This is a genomic window from Paenibacillus rhizoryzae, assembly GCF_059686995.1.
The window spans coordinates 359352-379652 of sequence record NZ_JCAALT010000001.1 but is presented as its reverse complement, the minus strand read 5'-3'; the positions used below and the strand labels follow the sequence as shown (position 1 = coordinate 379652).

Genomic DNA, 20301 nt, shown 5'->3' with positions numbered 1-20301 from the left:
CTATTCTGTCGCGTCCGCTTCCGGATTTATTTCCGTATAAACCTGCTTCAATTGCGCGATTACCCGCTGTAACGAGTAGACGCGCTTCGCTTTATTCCAAGCCGCACGGGCCATATTGTAGCGGAAATCTTGATCCGAAACGACCTTCTCAAGCGCGTTCGCAAGCGCGGTCGGATTCTCCGGTTCTACTAATAGACCATTGATTCCATCATCGATCTGCTCCGCGATTCCGCCCACATTCGTCCCGACCAGTGCCAGCCAGCAAAGCGCTGCCTCAGCGAACACAGAGCCGAATGCTTCTGCGCGTGACGGCAGTACAAAAACATCGAAGAAAGGCATAAACTCTTCCGGATGCAGCATGTAACCGTAGAAGATAATGTCATCGTACAAGTTCAGCTTCTGTGCAAGCTGCTCCAGCTCAAGTCTGCTCGGTCCATCGCCGATAATATGAAGGACGAAGTTTTGTCCGCGCGCCTTCAGCTGCGCGCAGGCATGGAGCAGAATATCCAACCCTTTAGCAGGGACAAGGCGGCATACCGTAATGAGCTGTACGACCTCGTTCTCATGGGAGATCGGTTTGAAACGCTTCTCGTCAAACCCGTTCGGAATGACCTGGATTTGATCCGCATCGTTCACATATGGGCGCATATAGCTGCGGAATGCTTCTGACGGCGTCAAGATCCGATCTGCTTTGAGCTCAAGCTCTTTGTAGATCGAAGTTAAGAAACGATGCTCCATGCCGCCTTCAATGATTTTGCCGTTTAGAATCAGCTCTCGTTCGTAACTGGAATGAATCGTCATCACAAGCGGCGTGTCCGGATAAAGCTGTTTCATCACCAGCGCCGGAATCGGATGATGGGCATGAATGAGATCATAGGATTTCTGAATGCGCAGCTTCGTCCACCAAACGTAATCGCGATAGGTTTGCAAATATTTATCGATAATGGGATTACCCTCGTAATGGCTAATATCGAATGTTTCGAACGTAACGGGCTCTTGGCCCTTTCCCCTTACCCGTTTCGGAAGGGAGAATAACTCCATCGGCCAACCGATTTTATTGAATCGTTCTTGAATGTAAGGAACCATTGAGGACACGCCGCCCGGTTGCTCCGGAGGAAAAAACAATGCCTGCAAAATGTTCATGTGCAAAGCCTCCTCAATCAAACTTGCATTATACTTCTCGACCTGCCAAAAACATGATATACTAGAACATACGTTTCTGTAAAGTTGAGTCAAGATTACTTTACACGCTACATACTCCCTGCGTTTACCCTCTTCTTAGGTGGTCTTAACATGACGATTCTACAGTGGCTCGCCGGATCTACCGGACAAATTTTCGCATCTGCTTGTGTAATGACCATTCTCGTTCTCATGCTCTTTATGGCCGTCAAGCTATATCAGAGCTACAGACGAAACCGCACTTATCTCATTCTGATTTTCGTTCTTCCGATTGTCATCTTGCAGAACGGCTTCATCATCGGGTTATCGTTCCCCGGCCAATCGAGTTCGCCTTACCTGGAGCTGACGCAATCGTTTGTCAGTTTGCTCTCATTTATTATTATAAACTTTGTTTTCATGAAATTGTATACCGGACCCAGCACAAGATTGAAAGGTATGCCATTCTTGCTTATGTTTATCGGGCTGATCCTTGTGACCGGCGCCCAGCTTTCACTCTCACCCGAATCCCTGAATGAATCCATCGATGCGGTTCAAACGCAGCTGCTGGCAATTGATTTCTACGGACTCATCTTGAACTTTATCATTTTGCTTAATTTACGAGGCATTGATCAAAGGTTCAACTATTCAGCCAGCCTGATCGTTTATTTTATCTATCAGCTGTCCGATTTGGCGGACGGCTATGTATTTCACGGGAAAGTCCCGATGCTTGTCATTCTAAGCCACTTGCTCCCTGTCGTCTATTATACGCTTCTTTTCCTGCTCTTGTTCGAGTGGGTGCTGGAACGGCTGTTGATGACCTTCCAATCGTCGATTACGGACGGCCTAACAAGCTTGTACAATCGGCGTCATTTCACTAAGAAAGCGGAACAGCTGCTTCGAGATACGCAGCGGATTTCCATAATTTTCTGTGATATCGACAACTTCAAGAAGCTTAATGATACGCAGGGTCACCATAAAGCGGATGGTGTCCTAAAGCAGGTCGCTGAAATATTGAAAGAAGAAACAGCCGGGATTGGAACCGCTGGCCGATATGGCGGCGAAGAGCTGCTCGGTCTTGTCGCTGCACCTAACGCGAAGCCGGAGGTCGTGGCAGAAACCATCCGCAGCCGGGTTGAGAAAGAGACGATGGTCACCATCAGCGTCGGCGTTAGTGCGAGCCGTGAAGGCGCGTCGATCGCAGAGATCGTAAGTCAAGCCGATGAAGCGATGTATCAATCGAAGACGAGCGGCAAGAACAAAGTCACCCTTCATTCCTCGATGCGTCAGCGGACACGGAGCTCTGATGAAACAGCCAAACGGAGCTCGCAAGCTTAAGGAGTTGAGCTTTGCCTAGTAGCTTGCCTAGTGCCTGGCCTTCGCCGAATATTGCACAATAAAAGACAGTTCACTCGGCAGGGATGCTCCCTGGTTGCATGAACTGTCTTTTTATTAGGATTTATAAGGAATCGGGTCTGTCGTGCCTGCTTCAGCAAATCCTTTCAAACGCAGGCGGCAGCTGTCGCACTCGCCGCAAGCCTCTGGTTCCCCGTTATAGCACGAGGTAGTCAGGTTATAAGGAACGCCCATACGCATACCTTCTGCTACGATGCCGGCTTTCGTCAGATGAATGAGGGGCGTCTCAATGGAGATCGGTTTACCCTCTACACCCACTTTAGTTGCGATTGCAATAACCTCTTCCACCTTCGCGATGAATTCAGGTCGGCAATCCGGATAGCCGCTGTAATCCAGCGCATTTACGCCGATGTAGATCGCTTCAGCGCCAACGCTTTCTGCAAACGACGTAGCAATGGACAAGAACAATAAATTGCGTCCCGGTACATACGTTACCGGTATTTCGCCGGCTTCATCCGGAACCGGGTCTGCACCCATCTTAGGAACATCGATCGTATCGTCCGTCAATGCGCTTCCGCCAAAATCACGCAAGAATCCAAGCTCGATGATTTTGAAGCGATCGCTTACGCCATAAAATTCGGCAACCGCGCGCGCGTTGTTCAGCTCCATAATATGACGCTGTCCGTAGTTAAATGTGATCGGGTATAGCTCGTACCCCGCTTCTTTGGCGTAACCCATGCAAGTCGTACTGTCCAAACCGCCACTCAAAATAATAACCGCTTTTTTCATAGCCCTTACACACCTCTCTTAGCCGGATCCCAAATGATCTTATGCAGCTGTAAGTTCAGCTTCACTCCTGTTAGTCCGCTTGCAAGCATCTTCTCCACCAGCTTCGCAGGCGGCATGCTCTCCCACACGGGACTAAACAGCGCAAGCGCAGCTGTCGGATAATCCTTCAGCGTTTGCACAGCAGCATCGAAGTCTCGGTCCGTTGCAATTACAAATTTCACTTCATCTTGCTCCCGCAGCAATGCGAAGTTATCATGCAGCATCGCCGCATTCTCCCCCGAATCCGGAAGCTTATAATCCATAATATATCGAGCTTTCGAAGAGTGGATATCGCGAAGGAACGGTGCAAGGTCAATCGCTCCGTTTGTCTCCACATGGACATCTTTGATCCGCTCGATATCACATAACGCCTGCAGCAGCGCTGCCGAGCGACTGCCATATAACAGCGGCTCGCCGCCGGTCATACAAATATGCTCGGCTTTATATTGCAGCTCCACTTGGGACACAATATCTTCAATCGTCATCGTAAATTCTGCTTCTGCCGGTGGATAGCTGTACTTCGTATCGCACCAAACACAGCGCAAATTACAGCCAAACAGACGTACAAAAACGGTCGGAAACCCGGCACGTGTGCCTTCGCCTTCGACCGTTTCGAAAATTTCCACCATAGGAAGCCGAATGGAGCGCCCCTCAGTCGGCGCTGTATCCTTATCCGGCATTCTCGTCCGCCTCCATCATATCGCGCGTTACAGCCGCATAGCTCGTCGGTGTTTCCCATAAGCGAATTTCTTCAATGCGGATATTCGGATGATGCCCTTCTTCAAGGAGCGCATCGTGGATTTGCTCATAAATCCAAACGACCATGTTCTCTGCCGTCGTATTCATCGGAGGCAGCGCTTCGTTTAAATATCGATGATCGAGCTTGTCGATGACCCGCTCTTTGGCAATCCGTTTCATATCGGCAAAATCGATGGTTAGTCCACGATGATCCGTTTTCCCGGACATAATCGTCTGAAGCTTATAAGTATGGCCGTGCAGACTTTTGCACTTGCCTTCATATAAATGCAAATGATGCGCACTATCAAAAGTAAATTCCTTGGAAACGATCACCCGTCGGTTATGATATCTGAGCTGATGCTCCTGTATATCTTCGCCGAACTGCTCGATATGTTTCGGAATCTCGTAAGTCACGTTCCACACCTTCCCCTTTATGCAATTGCAATATGCAATTATAGCATAAGTTGCTGCTTGTATCTAGATAGGGATTTTTACCTACTGACCGGTAAGCTGCCCTTTCACTACGGTTACGGCCTGACCGGACATAAGTACGCGATCATTCTCGAGCTCGATGTACAGCTCGCCTCCTCTAGGAGAGGCCTGATAAGCCATAAAAGTAGTCTGGCGCAACCGTCGCTGCCAGTATGGTGCAAGCGCGCAGTGGGCTGATCCTGTAACAGGATCTTCATTGCATCCGGATGCCGGATAGAAGCAGCGTGATACAAAATCATAATCGCCCGGTTTCCCCGTGCCTTTGCTTGTCACGATAATCCCTCTTGCTTCAACCTTAGCCAGCATCGCATAATCTGGCTTTAACGTCTGGACGGTCTGAACGCTGTCGACTTCGACCAAATAGTCCATGCGGTTCATTCCGACATACCGCGGAATTAAACCAAGCCCTTGAATAAGTTCTTCCGGTGCTTTCATCGGTTGAGCTGGTTCTGAAGGCAGATTCAGCCTGATCCCGTTCTCTGTCCGGTCTGCCATGAGCAGCCCGCTGCGCGTGTGAAAGGATGCTGTTCGATCGGTTGCGAGATGTTGATTTTCCCATAAGAAATGCGCGCTAGCCATGGTCGCATGACCGCATAAATCCACTTCAACGGTCGGCGTAAACCAACGAAGATCGTAGCTGCCATCCTCTCTGCGCTGTAAGAATGCGGTCTCGGATAAATTCATCTCCGCAGCTACGTCTTGCATCCACTGTTCGTCTCGCGCTTCGCCAAGCAAGCATACGGCAGCCGGGTTTCCACGGAAAGGGACGGACGTAAATGCATCAATTATCGAAATCGGAATGGACATTGTATCAATCACCTCTTATGTAGGTTGGCCGTGCAGGACCTGCCTCGTCTCTGTATAGAAATCATGGAGGCAAGCGCTAATCCATAACAGATATGACCGAGCAGCCACAATAGTAGTGCCGACAGGTCCGAAGTTGTGGGAACTCGGTCAGATAACGCAGTTAACGGAAACCATGTGATCGCCGTAATTAAACCGATTAGGAGTCCAACCATCCAGTGTCGCTGGAACTCCCTTCTCCAGGTCATCCACACATAAAGAATGCCGATCGGTACCGAAACGACAAGATGGAGCGCAAGCTCCACTGTTTCCGGCAGCCGATTCGGCATGTTCGGCAGCCAATCGATATTCAGCAGCAGCGTGTACACCTGTTTGCCGGATAACGCTTGGAACCCTTTGAGCAGCATGGCGAGCAGCAGACCAGCAATCAGTCCGACTGTTATGCCAAGCTTTAATCCATTACGCGGTTTGATCGGCCTTCACCTCGCGTTTACGCCGGTTTACGATAACAATCCCGGCGCTGACCAGCGCTAAAGCCCCCAGTACTGCAGCAGAAAGCGGCTCACCTAGGAACATCGCGGATTGCAGCACACCGAATACCGGAATGAGGAACAGGTACATCGATACACTGCCTACGCTGTTGTATTTCATGACGTTATTCCAGAGCATGAACGCTAGTGCCGATACGAGTGCCAAGTGAAGAAGCATAAGCAGCGCGATACCGTCAAAATGAAACGGAGCCCAGCCCGACTTCCATGCACCGATGACGCTTAGCACAATCCCGCCAATGAGCATTTGATAGCCGTTAATGTATGGGATGCTGTAGGAAGCCGCAGCGCGTTTGGATAGTAAATTTGCAATCGCATTAAACAGTGTCGCCGCAATAAGCAGCACTTCGCCCAGAGAGAAATGAAGTCCGCTGTTGCCGTCATGCTTGGATAAACCAAGCACCAGCAGCCCCAAGAAACCAACAAGTAGCCCGAGACCTTTGGTACCATTGATTCGGTCATTTTTGTACAAGAAATGAGCCAATGCAATTTGGAAGAACGAGATCGTCCCGGCAATAACTGCACCTACAACTCCTGCGCTCTTTGATAATCCCGCGTAGAAGAAAATGTACTGCAGAACCGTTTGGAACAACGCAATGGACGCGACCATTCCGCCACTGCCTCGCTGATAACGAAGCTTTTCCTTCCGGAGCAGCATATAAGCCAGAATTAGCAAACCGGCCAAAGTGAAGCGGTAGCCTGCGAATAAAATTTGCTCCAGCGTATCATGCGATCCGATGCCAAGCCTTGCGTAACTCAGTTTAATAAACGGATAAGAGCTTCCCCAGAGCAAAGTTGCGCTGACGGAAGCTCCAATTATGCCTAACGGGTGTGTGAAAAATTTGGCTGCTGTCATGATTGATTCCAGTTCTCCTTATTCGGTGCAGGCAGCCAGCTGAACGAAGCATTATTGTTCTACAATGGGAATCAGCAGTTCGACCTGCTCCTCCTCCAAGTGTTCGTCAATATAAAAGATTTCAAGGGATACCGCATTTTCCCTCTTTAACAGCTTCTCCTCGTTCATCCAAGCCGATAGCTGCTCGTAGCCTTCACCGATGCGTTTATTTGTACATGCTGCCATAGCGTAGGTGCGCTGCGGAATTGTAAACTGCACCATGCCTTCCGGCACCTGTTTCAGATGGGGGACCTCAAAACACGCCCAATACGTTGCAAATACTTCGTTGCCGAAATAAGGACTGTAAAGCACGGTTGTCTTTACTTCGCCTTCAATTTCATGCTTTCTGGAGCGAAACTCGCTTTGCAGATGAATCGCTTCATCCGGAAACGATGAATATGGACCGCAATAGCTGATTCCGACCATGTTTAAGGCAGGTTTCGTAACTAAAGTGCAATTATGCATCGCGAATGACCTCCCACAAAGTGTTGTAACGCTTTTAGGTTGACCCGTAATCAGTTTACCATGTCCACGGGTTTGTTTGGTAACTATTTATTGCCTTTCTTATGGATATATGACAAAACAAAAAAGCAAACTTTCCTAAGCGGAATAGTTTGCTTTACGCTTCTTAACGATTAGTTCTGTTGGACGATATGGGTGAGCTCATGACTGAGAAGCTGAAGCCCGCTTGCTGTACCCGGCTTATATTCACCTTGGCGGAAGAAGATATCATTTCCGGTTGTAAATGCGCGCGCGCCGACTTTCTTGGCAAGATCATCCGCCGCATTATCCGTATGAATCGAAACCTTACTGAAATCAGCGCCAAAAGAATCCTCCAGCTGCTTACGCAGGCGATCCGGCAGAGGCTGACCCTTACCGCGAAGCTCGTTGATCGTTTCCTCAACTCCCGGGCTGGCCTCTGCAGGAGCACCTTCAGCGGCGCGCTGGATCACCGAGAACGGATCACGCTTCAGCTGCAGCTCTTCTTCTTCGCTCTCGCCCTGTTCCTCACGCTGGATCGCTCCGGCGCTGTCCGCTTTCAGCTGCAGCTCTTCTTCTTCGCTCTCGCCCTGTTCCTCACGCTGGATCGCTCCGGCGCTTTCCGCTTTCAGCTGCAGCTCTTCTTCTTCGGACTCGCCTTGCTCCTCACGCTGGATCGCTCCGGCGCTGTCCGCTTTCAGCTGCAGCTCTTCTTCTTCGCTCTCGCCTTGCTCCTCCGTTCGCTGTACTGCGGAATCGCTATCCTTCGAATCGGACTGCAAGTCGCTAGCTACACGAAATGCGACTTGATCCGCTTCCAGCTCGTACGCATCGGTTGGCTGAGTGACCGTCATTTTGGCCATGATCGGCTTCCCGCTGACTGCGGTCAACTGCCTAGCAGCCGAGTTGCCGATCGACCGTTGCAGCGTGTGCATGTCAGCTGCCTGAAGCGGCGCACCGCTGGCCAGCGCACGCTGCACATGAGCCATCGAATCGGATTTGGCACGTAGGGCTGGAGCTTGCTCATACGTGCTTTTGTCCATTTTACGAATCGATTTGCCTGAACCGAACGTTCTCACTGAAAGATTTCCTCCCCGAATCCGCTAACAAACCGCTTTTCTCTTAATATACCATAATTTATTAAAAGTTTCGCCACGATTCACTAGTTTCTGCGGCCATCCCGACTAAACTGACATTAGCCAAATTAGTTAGTTTAACCACTGAGAGTTCGTTTTTCGAACTCTCAGCTTCGGGCCGGGGCTGTTTGGGATAGCTTCTGGGGCTGAAAGTTGGATTTTACGACTCTCGACCTTCGGCTTGGGCAGTTTGGGAAGGTTTCTGGAGCTGCGAGATGGATTTTCCTACTCTCAGTTCTTTTTTGTGCGGTATCGCCACTGAAAGTCGAATTTTCCGATACTCAGCCTTCAGCGCTGGTCTTCAGGGAGAGATTACGGATCTGAGAGTTGGGTGTTAGTTTATTGAACACTGAGAGTTCAATTTCTGAACTCTCAGCTTCTTTTCTGCATGGTTTGGGCGGCGAGAGTTCGTTTTTCGAACTCTCAACTCCTCATGCGGAACCTGATTAGTTAGTTTTACCACTGAGTGTTCGAATTCTGAACTCTCAGCTTCTTTTCTGCATGGTTTCGACAGTGTGAGTTTGTTTTTCGAACTTTCAACTCCTCATACGTGCCCAAATTGGCTAGTTTCACCACTGAGAGTTCAATTTCTGAACTCTCAGCTTCATTTCTGCATGGTTTCGACAATGTGAGTTTGTTTTTCGATCTCTCATTAATCTCTCACCTCCTCACACAAGTCCAGATTAGCTAGTTCAACCCTTTCGAATGGCCCTGAACATGCCGCCCACTCCAAACAAAAAAAGCTGCCTCAAAAGTCACAATCAACTTTTGAGGCAGCTTATCGATTATTCGATTAACGACGGACAGAGCCGTGTGGATCGATAACAAACTTCTTGGAAGCACCTTGATCGAATGCCGAGTATGCCTCAGGAGCTTGATCGAGCGAGATCAATGTCGCGTTAACTGCTTTCGCAATTTGCGCTCTGCCGCTAAGAATCGCCGTCATCAGATCGCGGTTATATTGCATAACCGGCGTTTGACCTGTAACGAACGTATGGGATTTCGCCCAGCCGAGGCCGAAACGGATTTTGAGTGTGCCGATTTTAGCATCCTCATCCACCGCACCCGGATCGCCGGTTACATACAAACCTGGAATACCAAGTCTACCGCCGGCACGCGTAACTTCCATGATGGAGTTCAGCACGGTTGCCGGTGCTTCACCATGCGATTTACCGTGGCCATGCGCTTCGAAGCCTACGCAGTCAACGGCGCAATCCACTTCAGGAACACCAAGAATTTGATCGATTTGTTCGGCCAAATTCGCATGCTCACGCAAGTTGACCGTTTCGCAGCCGAAGCTTCTTGCTTGCGCAAGACGCTCGCTGTTCAGATCGCCTACGATAACAACAGCTGCACCGAGCAATTGAGCCGAGTGAGCCGCCGCAAGGCCGACAGGACCGGCACCTGCGATATACACCGTGGAACCCGGCTTCACGCCTGCGCTAACAGCACCGTGATAACCTGTAGGGAAGATATCGGAGAGCATCGTCAAATCAAGGATTTTCTCCATTGCGCGCTCTTTATCCGGGAATTTCAGCAATTGGAAGTCCGCATAAGGCACCATCACGTATTCCGATTGGCCGCCGACCCAGCCGCCCATATCAACGTAGCCGTAAGCCGAACCCGGACGATCCGGATTCACGTTCGAACATACGTTAGTGTTGCGCTCTTTACAGTTGCGGCAGCGTCCGCAGGCAATATTGAAAGGCACCGATACGAGATCGCCTTTCTTGATAAACTCTACGTCGCGACCGACTTCAATAACTTCACCCGTAATTTCATGACCCAGCACAAGACCGCTCGGTGCTGTTGTACGACCGCGCACCATGTGCTGGTCACTTCCGCATATGTTAGTAGTAATTACTTTAAGGATGACGCCGTGATCGCATTTTCTGCCGACATTAAGCGGATTAACACCGGGGCCGTCACGCAAAACCAGATCAGGATACGAAATATCCCGTACTTCAACTTTTCCGGATTCCACATACACTACTGCACGATTTCCTGCCATTCGTCAGCCTCTCCTCTTATACTGGAATAAAGTATCAGAAAAATATCACCCTATCATTGTAATCGCTTGCAGAATGAAAAGCTATGCTTATTCTCCTGTCTTTTACAATCGATATAAACGGCTCTCATTTCTGCAATCCCGCGCAATAGGATATACTGAACCTGATGGTCAGCCATTCTAAGTGATGCAGCGACGCCTAAGTGAAGCCGCTATAAGCTTAAAGGAGATCGAATATGAATGAAATTTGGGAATCGAGTTTCGTAGCGAATCAAATGATGTGGGGGTTCGAACCTGCAGATTCAGCAATCGTAACCAAAGACTTTTTCCTAGAGAAGAAGGTTAAGGATATCTTAATACCCGGCGTGGGATATGGTAGAAACGCGAAGGTTTTTATAGACAACGGCATTCAAGTTACCGGGATTGAGATATCCCAAACAGCGATTGATTTGGCACGTCAGGAAGGCCTCCACATGGATATTTTTCATGGATCCGTTACGGATATGCCGTTTGATAACAAGCTGTATGACGGTATATTTTGTTACGCATTGATTCACCTATTGAATCGTGATGAGCGAGCGAAATTCATTCAAGATTGCTACGATCAATTAAAGCCAGGCGGATATATGATTTTTACTACGATCTCCAAGGATGCTCCTATGTACGGGAAAGGCAAGCAGTTGGATAAAGACTATTACGAGATTATGGAAGGCATGAAAATGTTCTTTTATGACGCCGACTCCATCCAGCAAGAATTCGAGAATTGCGGTCGGATAGAAATATCCGAAATTGTAGAGCCCCATAAGAATATGGAAAGTAAACCGCCATTTAAATTCAACATGATAACATGTCAAAAATAAATAACAAAAAGGGAACTTTCAACAAGTTCCCTTTCATATCGTTTCTATTTCCAGCTCAATCAGCCTGATTGAGCTATCATTTTCTCTAGCATACGTACGCGTGCAAGCGAGGCTTTCAGTAAGCCCATCCCAATTTCCGGATGAAGCCGAATGAGCTTCGCCATCTCATCGCCCAGCAAAGTCAGAATGCGCACTTCACCAGCAGAACGAGCCGTCGTTGTTGCTGGCGTGGCATCGATGGCAGAGGTTTCGCCGAATACATCCTTTGGACCAAGCTCCGCAATCATGCCGTTCTTGCTGCCTGCCGCCAGCAGCTGCACCGAACCATCCACAATAACACCAAGCTTATTGTTGATTTCGCCGCTAGCTACCAACCGAGTACCGGTCGGATGTTTCTCCTCCACGGCAATGCCGGCAATATAACCGAGCTCCTCCAAGGATAGATCACTGAAGAACGGCACCTGCTTCAAAAATACGACTTTATCCAGCATCCCCATTAACGCCAGTTGTCCACTCAATGGTTCGTTCTCCTCTCGTTGCAGCGCATCGGAAGCGAGCAGCTGCAGCCACATATCCTGTAAGCCGGCGGCTGAACGCAGCACCTGGACAGCTTGATCATGAGGCATGTCAGCATGGGGAGCGCTCCAGCCTTCGAACAATGACAGCATTGCGGCGGTCAACCGTTTGTCCGCCGATCCTTCCGCCAATGCTTCAAGACCGCTCTCTCTGATCTCTTCGTCCTCATCCTCGATCGCCTTGCGAACCGCGATAACAACATCACCTTCTGCGGTTCGCTCCATGACAGTCCATACTCCGTCAAGCAGGAATGCCTTGTGCTCGGTCAATCGCATCCTCGCCAGCTCTGCTCTTGTGTTCAGCTCCATCTTGTACAGCGCCGCCTCAATATCGCGACTCTTCCACAGCTCTTCCAGCTTTAATAGAGCTGCACCTAGCAGCACGGACTGAGCCTCTGCTTCATCCAGAAGAGCAGCAAGTGCGCGGATCGCTGCACTCCATACCTTTGGCTGTGCTTGCGGCAGAACATCCCTCAGTGGTTCAATGGCGCCGCTTCCCATGGCAATGAAAGCTTCAATCGTAACTTCATATAAAGCCGGCTCCGCCCATTCCAACTGCTCTAGCAGCCACGGAATGGCTGTGATATGCCGCAGTTTTCCCATACAGGCAATAGCCTCAGCCCGGACGGCAGGGTCCGTATGGCCGAGCAGCTGCTCAACATCCGGAAGAAAACTGTACATTTCCAGTTCAGCAATGACCCGGCAGATGTAGACGGTCTGTTCCCCGCCTTCTTTCAAATAGCGCTGAATGACCTCATAACAGGCTTCAAAGCTTTGCTCATTTTGCAAATAATAGAGTGCTTTGACCGCTTCGGCTACGACCTTAGGACTTGAATCCAGCAGCTTCAGCCTGACAAAATAGACGGCTTGATGCCGCATATGATCGGCTCTGCCCAGTAAACGGACGCCGGCAGCTCGCACCTCATAGTCAGGGTCTTCGAGAAATGAGGCTACTTTAACCAAAGCTTGGAGCTCTGCCCGCTCGAGGTTCATCGCCTTTAGCGAAGCGATTCGTATACGAGCACTGCGGTCATCTACCAAAGCCAGCAGCTTCGGCAAATACGTATCGTCGCCCGTACGGCCAATCATCCCAAGCGCAACCTCTCGGGCGTAGTCATTGCTGTTCGCCAGGAGTTGATCGAGCATCAGCGGCGATTTGTTCTCGCGCATATACTCATCGAAGGCTAATGCAAGATCCTGTCTCGTATCCGACATCGTCTGAACGCTGCGAATCAACTCCCGAATATAGAGGGATTTGCCGATGTAGGTCAGCAGCACGAGCAGCATACCACCGCCCCCACCGATCCAGGCAAGCAACCGCAAACTGAAGCCAAGCTCGGCATGCAGCGACTGCAGGAGCGCACCGATCAGAATGCCGAGCGATGCCGCGACACCTTGCGCAATATAGCGGTAACCATCTCGCTGGAGCATCGGCAGCAGCTTAAAGAACAGCTGATTGGCAGGCTCTGCGAAATAATAGAGTAACAGATAGAGGAACATATACCCGATCGACAACGAGTAGAGAATGAACGATGTTCCGAAAGCAGCTGCCGCTGCCACAAAACCGCAAGTAAAAATAACCGCGATCGCAGGCAGCATATTACTTTGTCCAAGCCAAGCCATCAAACGATTCGAGACTAACTGGAGCAGCAAGGCAACCGTAAACAGCAACGTAGTTACAAGTCCGAAGAAAGAGGCAAACTCCGATTCTGTCTGATAGATGGTACGAGTAACATTCAGAAATACATATTCCATCAAGAAATACAGGGCCGGCATCAGCGTCATGATGCCGATAGCTACTAGCAAATAAGGTGTGGTGAAGGAACGTTTGAGATAATCGCCGGAAGACAATCCACCCTCTGCGGCACCTGATGCCACACTGCGCTCCTGTTTCAACGTTAGGGGAACAAGATAGTGGGCAATAGACTTCCAATAGTTCACTCCACCAGCCAGTAGGAACAGAGGCGCTATCATATAGACAGCATCTGCGCCAAGCCATTTGCTCACAAGCTGCGCAAGCACCCCAGCGGCAATACCGCCAAGCGCGGCAGAAGAGACAAAGACAGGCATCAGCCGTTTCGCTTGCTGAGTCGGACACAGATCTACCGCCAAACTCCATAACAGAATGGTTTGCTGCCTCACGACGAAGCTCGAGCTTAAGAACAGGAACGGATAATACGCTCGCGGATTGATGTCCAGGCTGTTAAACAAAAGCAAAGCGACAGCATTAACGCCAATAATGGCGCCCATGATGGCAAAGAGCGTGCGCATTAGCTGCGGTTTGGTGAGACGGCTCGTCAGCCAGGACATAAACCACGCCTCGAGCGGCATGATAATCGCTTCCGCTCCGTACACATAAGGCAAATATTCACTTCCGAAGCGCTGGTTGAACAACGTCATATAACCGTTATAGTTCAACATCTCCGAGATCCCGCACAGAAAAAAAACAGGCGCCATCATGGCCAGCTTTCGCCGGTCCTCGAATTTGACGCCGATCCATCGTAGTAGCATTGCATTCATCGTATAAGCACCATTTTACATCTGAATTTGTTTATGCTCATGATCCGATAATTTCCTCGTAACGTACACGGCTCAGCTTCAAGCTGTAAATTAAACGGTCTTCCCCTTCAAAATAATAATCAGGACAGCGGCCTGCCAATGTAAACCCTTGTCGCTCAAACAATCTGCGCACAGGCTTATACATATCCGTATCGCAGGTATAGGTCAATATGTAACGAGCCGCCCTGGATCGCAGCACCTCAAACATGTCGGTCAGCAAGAGTGACGCGATGCCGTGATTGCGGTACTTCTTATGGACAACGAGATAATCCAAGTAGTAGCCGCCGGTCTGCTGTTCATTTTGCAAATAGCCGATCACACCGATGATGTCGTTATGCTCATTTTGAACGAAACGGTATTCATAATCGGAGGTAAGCGCATTTAGCGGATTGGTCAAATAATGCTGGATTTCACCGGGTGTATGGTTGACATCGTCGAACGAGTCATCCGACAGAAAGAACGAGCTGATTCCCCTTGCTTCTTCTTCCAATTTTAGCGGTCGCACCTGAAAGATCGTTTGACGCATCATTCGTTAATCCTCCTTTTGCCTTATGAAACGGCCAGCGTGCCGTTCCAATCGACAGCAGTGCCCCTTTGGAAATATTCATCGCATAGGTAGAAGTACAGCTTCGCTGTTTTGTCGAGCCGGTTCCACTTGATGACTTCAACGAAGGTTTCCCTCGCATCGAAGAAACGCCCTTCCTGGTAAAGCTGAATGCCCCGCTCGAACAGCTTCTTCGTCTTGTCCTTACCGGAGCGGAGTGCTTCTGTATCGCCTTCATAGACATCGTAGAGTTCAATCGGTTCTTGATTTCCCTCGATATGAACGCGGCCAAGCCAGCGGAATTGGAACCGTTCCGGCGCTTCCATCGACTCCAGAGCGGATCGGGTCACTAGAATGGAAACACCGAGCGTCTCCGAAAGCTCCTCCAAGCGCGAGGTCAACGTCACATCGTCAGATATGACATTGCTCTCCATCTTCGTCTCTTCGCCGATAATACCGAGCATGAGCGGCCCTTTATGGATCGCGATCCCGATTTCGACGGGGATATAGTTCACTTTGGCTCTGTGACCGTTGTAGACGAGCAATTCTTTGCGGATGGCTATTGCCGCTTTAATCGCATCTTCGGTTCGACTCGGGAACAAAGTCATAAACCCAGCCCCCAGGTAATTGCTGATTAGACCGTTCTCCTTACGTACCAGAGGCCCAAATCGGCTTAAGAAAGAGTTCATGAAGTTGAAATTCTCTTTAGGCGTTAACCCCTTCGACATCTCATAGAACTGCCGCAGCTTCGTCACCATAACAACCATGTTCTGTTGAACCTGGTCACCCAAGTGAACATCGAGAATGCCTCGTTTGCCCAAATACTTGAATACCTGCTGCGGCACGAAGCGGAACGATGCCTCGCTGAATGCGGTGATGTCGCTGATATATTGCCGGATATGACGCACCATGAGATTGAACTGCTCGCCGAGATCAGCCACCTCGTCGCGCGAGCGAATATGGACTTCCGCGTCCCAGTTGCCGTTCGTAATATCGGTCACACTCTTGCGCAGCTTCCTTAAGGACGCTAGCAGGAAGTAGGACGACAGCATGAATACGAAGAGGATGAGCACAGTAATGATCGTAATATTTTTGAAAATCGTTTGGTTAATCGTCGCATTCTCCGCTCGCAATACGTTCAAATCGCGTCCGGTCTCGTAAATACCGACAATCTCGCCCTTCGAGTTGTATACGGGAGCAATCGCGTAGGTCCATTGGCCATTCGCATCTACCCAGCTGCCACTCATGACTTGCCCTTGTTCAACGACCGGAAGGTTGTCCTCCGATAAAGGGAACGGCTTAAACATATTCACGCCATCGTCATCATCTGCAATGATATAGAGCTTGCCGTTCTCGTATTTGTATACCGTGCTGTATAAACCTCTGCGGTCAATGCTGTTATCATGCTGGAACAGCACATTCATGCGCTGCTTAATCTCTTGATAGTCGGCGTTCATGAAATCGTTCGGCGAGGTGAGCTTCTCAAGTCGATCGCCATCGATAATGTATTTACCGCTCTGCGCCAGAACGGACAGCTCCCGCTTCATTTCCTCCTCCATTTTGCCGGAGAAGCCGTCGTAGATGGAATTGGAAAGCAGCACCATCGAAATCGTAACCAGTGGCACAAAGGCGACCATTTGCTTGAGGAAGAACGAAATCCGTCGACGCATGATATGGATGTAGGCGAGCCGTGCCGCTGCCGCTAGGAGCAGCAAGCCGGCAATGGCAGCACCCCAGACAAGCCATTTCTGCGTTTGTTCCTGACCGCTGTAATGTAGCTGCGCAAAGGAAGGCGTTACTGCCCCATTGCTGCTCTGTTTCATAATCCGGTCGGCCAGCAGCAGCTCGCTGCTGCCATCTGCGTGCAGGGCAAAATCCGCGATTTCTAGGCTCTCTGCTTCCGGAGCAGCTGCCGCTAAGGCTGGCTCTTCGAGAAGCAACGTGATCGGCTTCGCTGCGTTAGGCGTTAGCTTCGTCAGCGCGTTAACGGATCGATCGATGAATAGGATATTTCCGTTACCGTCCAGCTTCAGACGCTCCGGAAAGTTTTTGCGGGTTTTCTCCATGCCTGCAACCGGGTAAAGGGACTTGCTCGTTCCATCCGCAGCGACTTGGTAGATAGCACCTCGCTTGGTTGTGAAGTAAATCGAGCCCGGTTCTGTTCCATACACCTCGGAGAGGAACCGGTTCGGCGGCAGCTTGAATGCAAATGGCTGTGTCCACTTGCCGTTGTCGAGCGAAAGCTGTTTCTGCTGCACTTCATTGGGCTTACTTATGTAAAAGGTTAATAGATTCGCTTTAATTTGAAGCGCTCTAAGCTGTCCGATTCGTTTGCTGGTCTGATCGCCTTTCCACATGAAGAGCTGCTTATCGAACTTGCCTTCTGCGGTATAGCGCACAATTTCCTCGGACTCCACGTATAGGCCGTATTGATCGAGCATCGTATTGATTGCATAAACCCGGCCCTGTTCATCCACTGCCAATTCGCTAAAATTACTCCGATTGTTACTCGATTGTTTTATCCGATATTTGAGCTTGCCATCGCTGTTAATGGCTTGAATTTGCTGCTTCGCATCACTGATGACGTAGACATCGCCGCTCGTTCCCGCTGTAATAGCCGACAAATTCGAAAGGGAAGCCGCATCCTTCGTTGGATTCTGAGTAAGCTCGTTTCGATGCAGAAACAAATATACCGATATCCCTATTAAACAGCATAAAAGTATAGTCAACCATAAAAGGGGGTAGCTGCTTCTATTCGAGGATTTGATAGGCCTTTGCTGGTTCATCTGTAGGACGCTCCCTTTCAGAGAGAAAAATAGCGATTTATTACCATACTACTACAAAGTACGACCGGAGACATCAAAAAACTGCATAAATTCGCCAAGAACCGACATCTCTTATTGAAGCTTTGAAATGCTTTATAGTACTATTAACTAGAGCGATTATAGTTCGGAAGACATGATTGAAAGTCTATCAGACAAAGGGGAACGTTTATGGGTCAGCTTGTTTGTCAAGGCGCGATGCTGCAGTGCTCATTCGGTCTGGCACCGAGTGCACTCAATGTCTTGCCCGCGAATCGGGTCATGACTGCGATGCCGATTGCCAACATTATGGACAATAAGCCAATGGTCAATATTATGCCCTTCGGTATGTGCAGCTCGATGGCGAATCCGCAGGTTGTGACAGCTACTGCTGCGGCACTCGGCGTATTGACGCCAATGCCCTGTATTCCGGTCACGGCTGCTCCTTGGGCGCCCGGTTCGCCGACTGTCTTAATCGGCAATATGCCGGCATTAAACAACTCTTCCAAATGTCTGTGCAACTGGGGCGGCATGATTCAAATTACAGTGCCCGGCCAGTTCACCATCCAGGTGCCCTAATGAAGATGCTGGAGCAATTCCTCAAACCTTTTATTAAACCATTCAAGAAACTCTTCATGATCCCCATGAAGTACGCCAAGCAGCTGCCTAAGTTTCTGCTCGTATTCATTGGCAAATGGGTCAAATCAATCCTCAATCCAGCCGAACAATCCGTCAAAAATTACATTCCGTTCGGACGTTTCTTCATCGCAAAGAAACTAGTTGTCATCATTGTCATTGTCGGCCTTGTTATCTTCTATTTCGGCTTCATTAAGCCTCCGAAGATGCTGAATAAGCTGCTTGCGCGCACACCTAAGATCGAAGCGACCTCAGCAAGTTTGACCTCCTTCACGGGTACGGCCAAGATCGTTGATGCCGAAGGTGCCCTTCTCTATGAAGGCGGCATCGCTGCCGGTTTATATGAAGGCACTGGCAAGCTTTACGCTAAGGACGGCAAGTTAATCTATCAAGGAGACTTTGCCAAAGGACTCAAGAACGGCATGGGTGAGCGGTTTGATCAAGATGGTAAGCTGCTCTATCGCGGAACGTTTGCCCTTGACCAATATGGCGGTCCCGGCACCATGTTCTTCAGCGATGGGAAAACGCACTATGAAGGCGACTTTGTCGGGGGCAAATTCGAGGGCAACGGCACGCTCTTTAACGAGCTTGGCGGCATGCTGTACGCCGGCGGTTTTCTGCAAGGCGCTTACGCAGGCGTTGGCAAATCGTACGATATAGAAGGTGCTGTCGTTTATGACGGCAACTGGGCTAATAACGTGTACGAGGGCGCCGGGAAGCTGATGCGGCCGGACCAAACCGTACAGATTGAAGGCGAATTCAAGAACGGCGCGCTCTCCGGCGAAGGAACCGAATATTATCCGAATGGCGTCGTTAAATATAAAGGAACGTTCCAACTCGGCTTATATAACGGCCTCGGCTCTTTGTTTACCGAGAAGGGAATGATGGCTTACACCGGCGGCTTCAGCAGCGGCGTGAAGCATGGCGATGGACAATCATTCGATATTGCTTCGGGAACCGTGCTCTATGCAGGCAAGTACAAGAACGGTCGTTATGACGGTGTTGGCGCGCTCAATGATGCCGATGGCAATACGGTGTACAAAGGATTTTTCCAAGGCGGCAAAATCAACCTGGCCGGTTTCATCAGCCTGACGCGCAAGAAGCTGCAAGATGTGCTCGGCGAAGCTGATGCACCGGCTGAAGTAGCAGCCACGGAAGGCGCCGAAGAAGCAGGAGCAGTGGTTGATCCTCCTGTTGAAGAGCTGACCCCCGCTGATGACGGTGCCGGTACGGCTCAAGATAATGCAAATGGAAGCACTGCAGGTAGCGGCACAGATGCTGGCGCTGGAGCAGGTAAGGGAGCTGATGCGGATGGAGGAACAGGCGGAGATACCGGTGCGAAAGCAAGCGATAGTAAAGAAGCAACCAGCCCCCCTCCTGTAAGTGATGATAAAGCTACAGATGGCGATAAATCAAAGCCGGTGAAGACGGCATCTGCCGAGAAGTCGACGACAACGGAGCAAACTGCGAAGGCTATCGAGACTTCCACTTTAGAGTCTTCAACTACTGAGCAGCCAACCGCCAGGGAAGAGCTTCCTGCCGGCGATGCTGCGGCGACATTATCAGCTGGTCCATCGTTAATGACCTATGCCGCTTATCAGCTGTCTTTCATGCTGGAGCCGGACGAAGCGAATCCCGAAGAGGCCTATGTAGCCGAGGTTAACCTCTGGAACAAATTCATTATTGCCGAACTCCTAAAACAAGTCCAAGCATTGAAGATTGAAGGCAAGAAAGAAACCATCGATGCCGACAAATCCATCATGGTTTATAAGCTGGACGACTTCTATCTCACCTTTACTTATTTTAAAGCGGAGAAAATACCGGTCCGACTCAGCGTGACGAAATCGATGCTGCAAACCGAATAGTAGCTCCAAGGCAAAAGGGCG

The 20301-nt window shown here is 49.9% G+C and carries 17 protein-coding genes; 4 read left to right on the top strand and 13 right to left on the bottom strand.

Features of this window, described 5'->3' with window-relative positions:
• Positions 1–1143: a glycosyltransferase family 4 protein gene (locus AC6ESO_RS01655; protein WP_497089886.1), complete on the bottom strand. Its 1143-nt coding sequence runs from the start codon at positions 1141–1143 to the stop codon at positions 1–3.
• Positions 1144–1293: 150 nt separating this feature from the next.
• On the opposite strand from AC6ESO_RS01655, the gene AC6ESO_RS01650 reads away from it, so the two are divergent.
• Positions 1294–2493, top strand: a complete 1200-nt coding sequence (locus tag AC6ESO_RS01650) for a GGDEF domain-containing protein (protein ID WP_497089885.1) — start codon at positions 1294–1296, stop codon at positions 2491–2493.
• A gap of 114 nt (positions 2494–2607) precedes the next feature.
• Here AC6ESO_RS01650 and queC read toward each other — a convergent pair whose 3' ends face one another.
• The 9 genes from queC to fdhA all read right to left on the bottom strand — a co-directional run bounded on the left by queC (position 2608) and on the right by fdhA (position 10443).
• Complete coding sequence (gene queC, locus AC6ESO_RS01645) at positions 2608–3300, bottom strand: 7-cyano-7-deazaguanine synthase QueC (protein WP_497089884.1); 693 nt, start codon at positions 3298–3300, stop codon at positions 2608–2610.
• A 5-nt stretch (positions 3301–3305) separates the two neighbouring features.
• Positions 3306–4019 carry a radical SAM protein gene (locus tag AC6ESO_RS01640; protein WP_494817065.1) on the bottom strand — a complete coding sequence of 238 codons (714 nt, stop codon included), beginning with the start codon at positions 4017–4019 and terminating at the stop codon, positions 3306–3308.
• Positions 4009–4491, bottom strand: a complete 483-nt coding sequence (gene queD, locus AC6ESO_RS01635; protein WP_497089883.1) for a 6-carboxytetrahydropterin synthase QueD — start codon at positions 4489–4491, stop codon at positions 4009–4011. The genes AC6ESO_RS01640 and queD overlap by 11 nt, the downstream gene beginning before the upstream one ends.
• An 81-nt stretch (positions 4492–4572) precedes the next feature.
• Positions 4573–5376, bottom strand: coding sequence for a PhzF family phenazine biosynthesis protein (locus tag AC6ESO_RS01630; RefSeq protein WP_497089882.1), 804 nt, complete (start codon positions 5374–5376; stop codon positions 4573–4575).
• Between the two features lie 8 nt (positions 5377–5384).
• Positions 5385–5780: a hypothetical protein gene (locus AC6ESO_RS01625; protein ID WP_497089881.1), complete on the bottom strand. Its 396-nt coding sequence runs from the start codon at positions 5778–5780 to the stop codon at positions 5385–5387.
• 52 nt (positions 5781–5832) lie between these two features.
• Positions 5833–6777, bottom strand: a complete 945-nt coding sequence (locus AC6ESO_RS01620) for a DMT family transporter (RefSeq protein ID WP_497089880.1) — start codon at positions 6775–6777, stop codon at positions 5833–5835.
• A 51-nt stretch (positions 6778–6828) separates the two neighbouring features.
• A complete protein-coding gene (locus tag AC6ESO_RS01615) occupies positions 6829–7281 on the bottom strand; it encodes an effector binding domain-containing protein (RefSeq protein ID WP_494817061.1) in 453 nt (150 codons plus the stop codon).
• 170 nt (positions 7282–7451) lie between these two features.
• Positions 7452–8375: an eCIS core domain-containing protein gene (locus tag AC6ESO_RS01610; protein WP_497089879.1), complete on the bottom strand. Its 924-nt coding sequence runs from the start codon at positions 8373–8375 to the stop codon at positions 7452–7454.
• A gap of 850 nt (positions 8376–9225) precedes the next feature.
• Positions 9226–10443, bottom strand: a complete 1218-nt coding sequence (gene fdhA, locus AC6ESO_RS01605) for a formaldehyde dehydrogenase, glutathione-independent (protein WP_090977975.1) — start codon at positions 10441–10443, stop codon at positions 9226–9228.
• Between the two features lie 233 nt (positions 10444–10676).
• Here fdhA and AC6ESO_RS01600 point away from each other — a divergent pair, with 233 nt between their 5' ends.
• Positions 10677–11300: a class I SAM-dependent methyltransferase gene (locus AC6ESO_RS01600; RefSeq protein ID WP_497089878.1), complete on the top strand. Its 624-nt coding sequence runs from the start codon at positions 10677–10679 to the stop codon at positions 11298–11300.
• 59 nt (positions 11301–11359) lie between these two features.
• Here AC6ESO_RS01600 and AC6ESO_RS01595 read toward each other — a convergent pair whose 3' ends face one another.
• The 3 genes from AC6ESO_RS01595 to AC6ESO_RS01585 are packed head-to-tail and all read right to left on the bottom strand — an operon-like array spanning position 11360 to position 17665.
• The gene (locus AC6ESO_RS01595) at positions 11360–14395 is read right to left on the bottom strand and encodes a HEAT repeat domain-containing protein (protein WP_497089877.1); all 3036 of its coding nucleotides are present in this window, start codon (positions 14393–14395) and stop codon (positions 11360–11362) included.
• A gap of 37 nt (positions 14396–14432) precedes the next feature.
• Positions 14433–14963, bottom strand: coding sequence for a GNAT family N-acetyltransferase (locus tag AC6ESO_RS01590; RefSeq protein WP_497089876.1), 531 nt, complete (start codon positions 14961–14963; stop codon positions 14433–14435).
• Positions 14964–14983: 20 nt separating this feature from the next.
• On the bottom strand, positions 14984–17665 hold the full coding sequence (locus tag AC6ESO_RS01585) for an adenylate/guanylate cyclase domain-containing protein (RefSeq protein ID WP_497089875.1): 2682 nt from the start codon (positions 17663–17665) through the stop codon (positions 14984–14986).
• A 306-nt stretch (positions 17666–17971) separates the two neighbouring features.
• Between AC6ESO_RS01585 and AC6ESO_RS01580 the strand changes: the two genes are divergently transcribed.
• Positions 17972–18358 (top strand): DUF4280 domain-containing protein, encoded by a 387-nt coding sequence (locus AC6ESO_RS01580; RefSeq protein WP_497089874.1) that lies wholly within the window; start codon positions 17972–17974, stop codon positions 18356–18358.
• A gap of 5 nt (positions 18359–18363) precedes the next feature.
• A complete protein-coding gene (locus AC6ESO_RS01575; protein WP_497089873.1) occupies positions 18364–20280 on the top strand; it encodes an MORN repeat-containing protein in 1917 nt (638 codons plus the stop codon).
• Positions 20281–20301: the final 21 nt, after the last annotated feature.